Origin of the sequence: Catenibacterium sp. (assembly GCF_052354645.1) — a bacterium.
GTDB classification, from domain to species: Bacteria; Bacillota_I; Bacilli_A; order Erysipelotrichales; family Coprobacillaceae; genus Catenibacterium; species Catenibacterium mitsuoka_A.
In genome coordinates this window covers 1-8,931 of record NZ_DAWDDM010000067.1, presented here as the reverse complement: position 1 = coordinate 8,931, position 8,931 = coordinate 1, and the positions used below count along the sequence as shown (strand labels likewise).

Annotated in this window: 10 protein-coding genes; 8 read left to right on the top strand and 2 right to left on the bottom strand. The window is 34.4% G+C overall.

Annotated features, from left to right (window positions below):
* Positions 1-297 precede the first annotated feature (297 nt).
* Positions 298-573: a hypothetical protein gene (locus ACT8VG_RS04565; RefSeq protein WP_022425871.1), complete on the bottom strand. Its 276-nt coding sequence runs from the start codon at positions 571-573 to the stop codon at positions 298-300.
* A gap of 185 nt (positions 574-758) precedes the next feature.
* Between ACT8VG_RS04565 and ACT8VG_RS04560 the strand changes: the two genes are divergently transcribed.
* From ACT8VG_RS04560 to ACT8VG_RS04535, 6 genes are read left to right on the top strand one after another with little or no spacing between them, the layout of a single operon-like run.
* Positions 759-1,988, top strand: a complete 1,230-nt coding sequence (locus tag ACT8VG_RS04560; protein ID WP_432267379.1) for a M15 family metallopeptidase — start codon at positions 759-761, stop codon at positions 1,986-1,988.
* 43 nt (positions 1,989-2,031) lie between these two features.
* The gene (locus ACT8VG_RS04555; RefSeq protein WP_217107092.1) at positions 2,032-2,547 is read left to right on the top strand and encodes a tRNA (mnm(5)s(2)U34)-methyltransferase; all 516 of its coding nucleotides are present in this window, start codon (positions 2,032-2,034) and stop codon (positions 2,545-2,547) included.
* A 2-nt stretch (positions 2,548-2,549) separates the two neighbouring features.
* On the top strand, positions 2,550-3,164 hold the full coding sequence (locus tag ACT8VG_RS04550) for an HAD family hydrolase (RefSeq protein WP_226793799.1): 615 nt from the start codon (positions 2,550-2,552) through the stop codon (positions 3,162-3,164).
* A 32-nt stretch (positions 3,165-3,196) separates the two neighbouring features.
* Positions 3,197-3,751 carry a Sir2 family NAD-dependent protein deacetylase gene (locus ACT8VG_RS04545; protein ID WP_295097155.1) on the top strand — a complete coding sequence of 185 codons (555 nt, stop codon included), beginning with the start codon at positions 3,197-3,199 and terminating at the stop codon, positions 3,749-3,751.
* Positions 3,752-4,639: a hypothetical protein gene (locus ACT8VG_RS04540; protein WP_331873747.1), complete on the top strand. Its 888-nt coding sequence runs from the start codon at positions 3,752-3,754 to the stop codon at positions 4,637-4,639.
* Positions 4,640-4,671: 32 nt separating this feature from the next.
* Entirely contained in the window at positions 4,672-5,700 is a 1,029-nt protein-coding gene (locus tag ACT8VG_RS04535; protein ID WP_331873746.1) for a M42 family metallopeptidase, read from the top strand.
* Positions 5,701-5,730: 30 nt separating this feature from the next.
* Here the strand turns inward: ACT8VG_RS04535 and ACT8VG_RS04530 are convergent, their stop codons facing one another.
* Positions 5,731-5,934, bottom strand: a complete 204-nt coding sequence (locus ACT8VG_RS04530) for a cold shock domain-containing protein (RefSeq protein WP_006505439.1) — start codon at positions 5,932-5,934, stop codon at positions 5,731-5,733.
* Positions 5,935-6,172: 238 nt separating this feature from the next.
* Between ACT8VG_RS04530 and ACT8VG_RS04525 the strand changes: the two genes are divergently transcribed.
* Positions 6,173-7,390 (top strand): aminopeptidase, encoded by a 1,218-nt coding sequence (locus ACT8VG_RS04525; protein WP_278244078.1) that lies wholly within the window; start codon positions 6,173-6,175, stop codon positions 7,388-7,390.
* A gap of 9 nt (positions 7,391-7,399) precedes the next feature.
* A partial coding sequence (locus ACT8VG_RS04520) for a peptide chain release factor 3 (RefSeq protein WP_444195288.1) occupies positions 7,400-8,931 on the top strand: 1,532 nt, incomplete at its 3' end.

Here is an 8,931-nt window from a genome sequence, read left to right as displayed (position 1 = left end):
TTAAGATTAATAGAATCAAAGTATTGAATAGTGGAATCAAAATAGTATAAAATAAGCATCAGGGAGATTGACTATACTTCCTTATCGAAAGATAGAAATTTACCGTTAATGTGGTCGTTGGACTGCTTGGTAATAACAGTTCTTACTTAAATAGATTTATACTTGTATTCCAAAGTCTGAAAATGATGTACGATTACAAGCTAAACTTGATAGTAAGAACCCCATGGGCTTGCCCGTGGGAGTAGTCAGTAAAAGGAATGCAAGGCATTCCTTTTTTAGCGCAAATAAAAAAACGGTTTAACCGTTTTTCTTTTTTAAGATGACTTTTGTAACGATAATGATTAATACTAATACAATCGCAGATGAAATATAGAAAGTATTCATTAGTGGTGGTTTACTGAACCATTTAGTAGACTTTGCAATCATACGTGCAGCTAAAGCAATTGAGTAACCAGTAGAAGCAGCACCTACTAAAGCAAGTAATGCTTTGAATAATTTTCCTGTAACTTCAGTAAATAAAATTGCGATTGCAAGAGTACATAACGCAATGAATATATAAATAACTAATTGCATCGGGGAAACCTCCTTTTCACACTTAGTAAAAGATATCATAAAATCCCCTTTTTTGCAATTGTGTTCGATTAATTAAACAGTAATATGTAAATTATGTGAAAATGTGAGATAATAAGGGTGGAGTGTGGACAAACAATGTCCTGTTTGGTACTATTATTCGTGATAAGGAAAGAGGTAAAAAACTTATGAGAAGAAAGAGAAATTATAATTATTCTCCTTACAGTCGTCGTAGAAGAATAAGATGGGATAATGTCTTAAAGGTTGTTATTCCTGTTGTTGTAGTACTTGTATTAGTAATCACATTTAACTTTTCACGTATTAGACTTGCAATGAAGGGCTATTCATGGTCTCAGCAGTCTGCTGTATTAAAGCTAACAAGTGATAAAGTGAAGATTGTGATTGATGATGATTATTTAAATCATATTGATTCATGGTTAAAACATTCTAAGGATGTTAAGTATTATGCTGATTTTGAACAATATCAGTCTCTTCATAAGAAGATGAAGGCTGCTGAAGTAGTAGATACATTATCACCAATGTTAGATGACCAGATTCCTGCTTTAAAGAAGAATGGGTATACTGAAAAACAAATCTGGACGATCTTAAAGACAGCTGATAGTGATGATCTAGATTATATTCTAGACAAAGGCTATAGCTATAATACGATGAAGAATTATATGGCTGTATCTGGATTCAAGTTCAAGGATATGGATAAATATGAAGAAGCTTATAAATCAAGCAAGAATTATAACTATGCTGTATTAAGTACATCTTATCCATTTATTGGAGATTCTACTAAAGAAGCGACTAGACATGCTATTACTAATCCAGCACGTTATACAACTCTTGTAAAGAAAGGCTTATACCTTCCTTCTAGTTATAAACCATCTGATTTAGTCACACCTGATAAGAAATATATCACTAAGAAATGTGATCATCCAAAGTTAAGAAAAGATGCTTATAAGGCATTCCTTGCTATGCGTAAAGCAGGTGAAAAGGAAGGCTACTATATCATGATCAATAGTGGTTATCGTTCTTATGATGAACAGAGTAAAATCTATAAGGAATATAAACAGAAGTGGGGAGAACTTTACGCAATTCAGCACGTAGCTTTACCTGGAGCAAGTGAACACCAGACAGGACTTGGTATCGATATGAGTTCTGAAAGTGTCGATGAAGGTAAGAGACTTGTATTTGGTGATACATCAGAATATAAGTGGGCATGTAAAAATGCTCATAAATATGGCTTTGTATTACGTTTTGCGGATGGTACTTCTAATATTACAGGTATTACACAGGAACCTTGGCATTTCCGTTATGTAGGTAAAAAAGCTGCTAAGATCATGTATGAAAACAACTGGACATTAGAAGAATATTGTCTTTATACAGGAGACCTTCCTGCATTAAAATCATAATGAATCCGGCATTTGCCGGATTTTTTTAAAGGAGAAAAGAAACATGTTAAGTATGGTAGAGTATGTGCATGAACGTATGCATACATATGATAATTTAGAAATAGGTGTAGATTTCACAATGGGTAATGGCCATGATACAAAGAGTTTAATTGAATGCTGCAAGAAAGTCTATAGCTTTGATATACAAGAAGAAGCACTCAAGCGTACAAAAGAACTCGTAGGAGACAAAGCACACCTTATTCGTGATTCTCATGAGAATTTTGATCATTATGTTGATACATTTGATATTGGTATTTTTAATCTAGGTTATTTACCTGAAGGTGATCATAACATCACAACAACACTTGATGTTACTCAAAGAACTCTTATTAAGGCGGTTGAACATATGAAAAAGGTCATTTTTATAACTTGTTATATTGGACATCCTCAGGGTAAAGAAGAAGCTTTATGGATTGATAACTATGTATCAGATTTAGATACACATACATATAATGTATCAAGTTTTAAGATGATGAATAAAAAGAATGCACCTTATGTGATAGAAATAGAGAGGAAATAATAGTGAAATATAAAGCACTTATTTTTGATATTGATAATACTTTAGTTAATACACTTGATATGAATATGATTCCATTACAGAAGATTATCCAGGAAGAAAAAGGGGAAGAATGGACTTTAGAAGAAGTCTATCACTTTGCCTCATATCCAGGTATGAAGGTCATGGAAGAACTAGAAGTCAATAATCCTGAAGAAGTATATGCAAAATGGGTACAATATGTCAATGAATATAAAGCAAGTCCTTATGAAGGAATGGATGACGTCTTAAAGACATTACATGAAAAGTTAAGATTTAGCGTTGTCTCTTCTAAAAATAAGAAACAGTATGATATTGATGTTGTTTCTTTAGGACTAGATGATTATATGGAAGTTGTTGTACTAGAGGATGATACTTCAAAACATAAACCTGATCCAGAACCACTTTTATTATGCATAGAACGTTTAGGATTAAATAAAGAAGATGTTATTTATATTGGAGATGCTTATTCAGATCTTCTTGCTTCAAGAAATGCAGGCATTGATTTTGCCTTTGCAAAATGGGGTAGTGTAGAAAGCAAGGATATGAGTGATTCTAATTATATACTAGAGAAGGTAGAAGATTTATTAGGACTTTTATAAGTGTTATAATATAACACAAGGAGATGATTGATATGAAGATAATCGCATTTACAGGTGCAGGAATATCTAAACAAAGTAATATTCCTACATTTATGGAAAGACCAGATGTCAGAGAAAAACTGTTTAGAAGCTATGCGCAAAGACATCATGAAGAATACAATGAAGTTATTAGACAATTAAAAGCGAATATGAATGGTGCAAAACCAAATGATGCACATTATGCCTTGGCAGAGTATCATATTCCTATTATCACAATGAATATTGATGGCTTACATAAACTTGCAGGTAGTGATGCATTAGAACTACATGGTGGTCTTCCTGCTGATGATGAAATGGATATTGCTTATTCTTTATACAATAAGCCAGTTCTTTATGGTGATCCTGCGCCAAATTATCAATTAGCTTATGAAATGGTATATGCATTACAACCAGGAGATGTATTTCTAGTTGTAGGATGTTCATTCCATACAGGTATATCAGTAGATTTAAGAGAAGTGGCCAAGTCTAGAGGTGCACGTATTATTGAGATACAGGAAGATGCAGCTCATAACGTAAGAAAAGTATTGGAAGAATTAATGGGAGAATAAATGAATCAAACAATTTATTACCACTTACCAGGATTATTTGAATTCTATGAATTATATAAGAAGTTCCTTCCTCTTTTTTATAACCATAGAGAATATTTTTATGACTGGTGTGAAATAGGTTCTATTTATGGTGCTCCAATGGACTGTTTATGGGGTGGAGGAAGACTTGGAGAAGGGGAAGATAATCCTCGTGAGGTATTAGACCTGATGAAGACGTATCATATTTCTGCAAGACTTACTTTTAGTAACTCTATGCTAGAAGAAGAACATCTCTCAGATCCTAAATGTAATACATTATGTAGGTTATTTAATGAAGCAGGCAACAATGGTGTGATTGTACACTCTGATCTCTTATTACACTATTTGATGGAGAAATATCCAAATCTTTATTTTGTCTCTTCTACCACTAAAGTCATCACTGACTTTAATGAGTTTAAAGAAGAATGCGAAAGAGAAGAGTTCCGCTATGTTGTGCCTGATTTCCGCTTAAATAAGAAATTTAAATTATTATCTATCATCAAACAGAAGGATAAAGTAGAATTCTTATGTAATGAATGCTGTTATGTAGGATGTCAGGATAGAAAGAAATGTTATGAAACGGTGAGTTTACAGAACTTGGGTAAAGATGTCCCGGATCATATTTGTAAAGCACCAAATGCAAAGCAAGGCTATCGTTTTTCTCATGCCATGCATAATCCTTCGTTTATCAGTATTGAAGACATACAGTCTATTTATAGGCCATTAGGCTTTACACAGTTTAAGATAGAAGGTAGAAGTCTAGGCAGTGCTCTTGTATTAGAGTTTCTGTTATATTATATGGTTAAGCCAGAATATTCAATTCATGTGAGAGAAGAAATCTATCTTGATAATATGCTTGATCTTTTTTAGATGTTATAATGAGTAAGAAAGAGAGGTTTCATATGAATGCATTAAAAGTAATGGAATTTGCGAAAGAACTGCTTTTAATTGATTCTCCTACAGGATATACAAAAGCAGTCATTGATTTTTATGAAAGGGAAGTCAAAGCCTTAGGCTATGAGACAATACATACCAATAAAGGTAATCTGATTGTCAAGGTACCTGGTATCGGTCATCATACAAAGGCATTATGTGCTCACGTAGATACTTTAGGACTTATGGTCAGAAGTATCAAAGAAGATGGTACACTTGCATTCACTTTAGTAGGAGGCCCTATTGTTCCTACGCTAGATGGTGAATATTGTAAAATAGTAACAAGAGATGGCAGAACTTATACAGGAACAATTCTATCTAATTCTCCAAGTGCACATGTCTATGATGATTCTAAGAATGCCCCTAGAACAGATATGACAATGCATGTACGTATTGATGAATGTGTGTCATCTAAAAAGGAAGTAGAAGAATTAGGCATCATGCCAGGAGATTATATCTGTATTGATCCTAAAACTACAATTACACCAAGTGGCTTTATTAAATCTAGATTCTTAGATGATAAACTAAGTGTAGCTATTCTATATGGCTTATTAAAGACAATGAAGGAAGAATTCATTATTCCTCGTGATACTTGGTATTTCTTGATTTCTACTTATGAAGAAGTAGGACATGGATGTGCTTATATCCCAGAAGAGATTGAAGAAGTCATTGCAGTGGATATGGGATGTATTGGCAAAGACTTAAGCTGCACTGAAAGAGATGTTTCTATTTGTGCTAAGGATTCAAGTGGTCCTTATGACTACCAGATGACAACAAAACTTATTAATCTTGCGAAAGATAATGAATTATCTTATGCAGTTGATATTTATCCATTTTATAGTTCTGATGTCTCTGCATCTTTCAGAGGCGGTCAGGATATTAGAGGCGCACTAATAGGTCCAGGTGTGGCTGCAAGTCATGGTATGGAACGTTCACATGTAGATGCAGTAGAGAACACAATGAAGTTATTAATCGCTTATATGACAAAAAAAGACTGATGCTTATTGCATCAGCCTTTTTTATGATGATTATTCAACTACTGTAACGTTAGCTGCCTGTGGTCCACGATCGCCTTCAACAACGTCAAATTCAACAGTCTGGCCTTCTTCTAGGGTCTTGTATCCATCAGCGTTGATTGCAGAGAAATGAACGAAAATATCTTTGCTCTGTCCTTCTACTGTAATGAATCCATAACCTTTTTCAGCCTTAAACCATTTTACTTTACCTGTCATCTGACATACCTCCTGTAAATTGCAATACATCAAGCAACTTTATTATAGGCTTTTGCAATCGATAGTGTACTACTGATAAAAAACCAATACAAAATGTCCTGTGTAACTGCTATACATATCATATCACATGTGTAAAATAATAACAAGAAAAATGGAAATTCAACACGTAATATGTTATGCTTTTTCTGTTGACAAAGATTATAAAATTCTTAGAATAATGGAGATGGGGTGTATTGATATGATGAATAAATATGCTGAATTGATAGTAAAAAAGGGCGTTAATCTTCAAAAAGGTCAGAAACTTGTAGTTACTGCGGATGTTGAATGTGCCTCTTTAGTGAAAGCTATCGCCAAAGAAGCTTATAAAGCTGGGGCTTTAGATGTAATTGCACATTATGTAGACGAGGATATTACAAGACTTAGATATGAACATAATGATGTAGATTATTTCAAGAAGGTTCCTGATTATTTAGTTGAACTACGTAATAAGTATGCATTAGAACATGCTGCTGTAGTTACTATTACATCAGAAAATCCTGATGGTTTCAAAGGTATTGATCCTTTAAAGATGGCTACTTACAGTAAAGCTATGCATGAACAGGCTAAGACCTTCTATGATCATTTAGATCTAGGTATTGACCGCTGGTGTATTGTAGGTGCAACTTCTCTTAAGTGGGCGAATAAGGTATTTCCTGATATGAATAATCAGGAGGCTATAGAAGCCTTATGGAAAGCCATCTATCATGTGTGTTATGTAGATACAAAAGATCCTTTAAATGCCTGGGAGATGCATCGTGCATCTTTTGAAGAACGTGTGAAGACACTTAATGAGATGTCTATTGATTACTTACATTATACAAATAGTCTAGGAACTGATTTAAAAGTATATATGAATAAAGACTATTTATTTGCAGGTGGAGGAAGCTTTACAACTGATGGAGTTTATTCATTCCCTAATATGCCTACAGAAGAAATCTTTACTTCTCCAGACTATCGAAAGACAGAAGGTATTGTTTATTCTTCATTGCCACTTAACCATGGTGGTTCACTCGTCAATGATTTTTATATTCGATTTAAGGAAGGTCGTGTTGTAGACTTTGATGCTAAGACAGGTAAAGATGTACTTGCAAGCATCATTGATACTGATGATGGTGCTCATTATTTAGGGGAAGTGGCACTCGTGCCTGTTGATTCTCCTATATCAGAAATGGGGATATTATTCTATAACACATTATTTGATGAGAATGCAGCATGTCATCTTGCTCTTGGTAAAGGTTTTAATGAATGTATTAAGGGCGGTTATGAGATGACTAAAGAAGAACTATATAAACATGGTGTCAATGATTCATTCACACATGTTGATTTTATGATTGGAACAAAAGACCTTGATATTGAAGCTGTGACTCAAGATGGAAAAACAGTACAGATCTTCAAAAATGGTCAATTCGTAATTTAAGGAGGCTATATGTCAGAATTTGTAGATAAAGTAAGTAAACGTCGTACGTTTGCGATTATTTCTCACCCGGATGCTGGTAAAACAACATTAACAGAAAAGTTCTTATTATATGGTGGAGCTATTCAGGAAGCCGGTATGGTTAAGGGTAAGCAGAATATGCGTCATGCAGTCAGTGACTGGATGGAAATTGAAAAACAGAGAGGAATCTCTGTTACATCTTCAGTATTACAGTTCAACTATGATGGGTTCTGTATCAATATCCTAGATACTCCAGGCCATCAGGACTTCTCAGAAGATACATATCGTACATTAATGGCAGCTGACTCAGCGGTCATGGTTATTGATGCATCTAAGGGTGTCGAAGCACAGACACGTAAGTTATTCAAGGTTTGTGCAATGAGACATATTCCTATCTTTACTTTCATCAACAAGATGGATAGAGAAGCGAAAGACCCTTATGAATTAATGGAAGAAATTGAACAGGAATTAGGTATGGATACATGTCCTGTTAACTGGCCTATTGGATGTGGTAAACAGTTCAAAGGCGTTTATGAAAGAGAATCTAAGAAAGTGATTCGTTTCGTACCAGTACAGGGTGGTAAGAAAGAAGTACAGGAAATCATTACTGATTATGATGATCCTGAATTAATTAAAGAAATTGGTGAAGATTATTATGCGACTCTTCAGGATGATGTGGAATTACTAGATGGTGCAGGTGCAGAATTTGATCTAGAAAGAGTACATCGTGGAGAATTATCACCAGTATGTTTTGGTAGTGCCTTAACTAACTTCGGTGTAGAACCATTCTTACATCATTTCTTAGATTACTCTATGCCTCCTCAGCCAAAACAGAGTGACGATGGACCAATTGATCCATTCAATGAAGACTTCAGTGCATTTGTATTCAAGATTCAGGCAAATATGAATAAAGCACATAGAGATAGAATGGCATTCATGCGTATTACTTCTGGTAAATACACTAAGGGTATGGAAGTATTCCATATGCAGGGAAATAAGAAGATTAAATTAAGTCAGTCTAAACAGTTAATGGCTGATGACCGTGAAGAAATCCAGGAAGCTTATTCTGGAGATATCATCGGTGTCTTTGATCCAGGTATTTTCTCTATTGGTGACACAATCTGTACACCTAAGCATAAATTCAAGTTTGAAGGTATTCCTACATTCGCTCCTGAACATTTCGCACGTATCCGTAATACAGATACAATGAAACGTAAACAGTTCGTTAAGGGTGTAGAACAGATTGCTCAGGAAGGGGCTATTCAGATCTTCACTGAAATTGGTGGTTCGATGGAAGAAATCATCGTAGGTGTAGTAGGTGTCCTTCAGTTTGAAGTACTTGAATATCGTTTAAAGAACGAATATAACGTAAATATCAAGAGAGAACCTCTTGGATATCAGTTCATCAGATGGATTGATAATGAAGAAATTGATCTATATAGCTTGAATTTATCTTCAGATACAAAGAGAGTTCAGGATTTAAGAGGAATTTATTTTTTGCTCTTCTCTAATCAGTGGGGAAT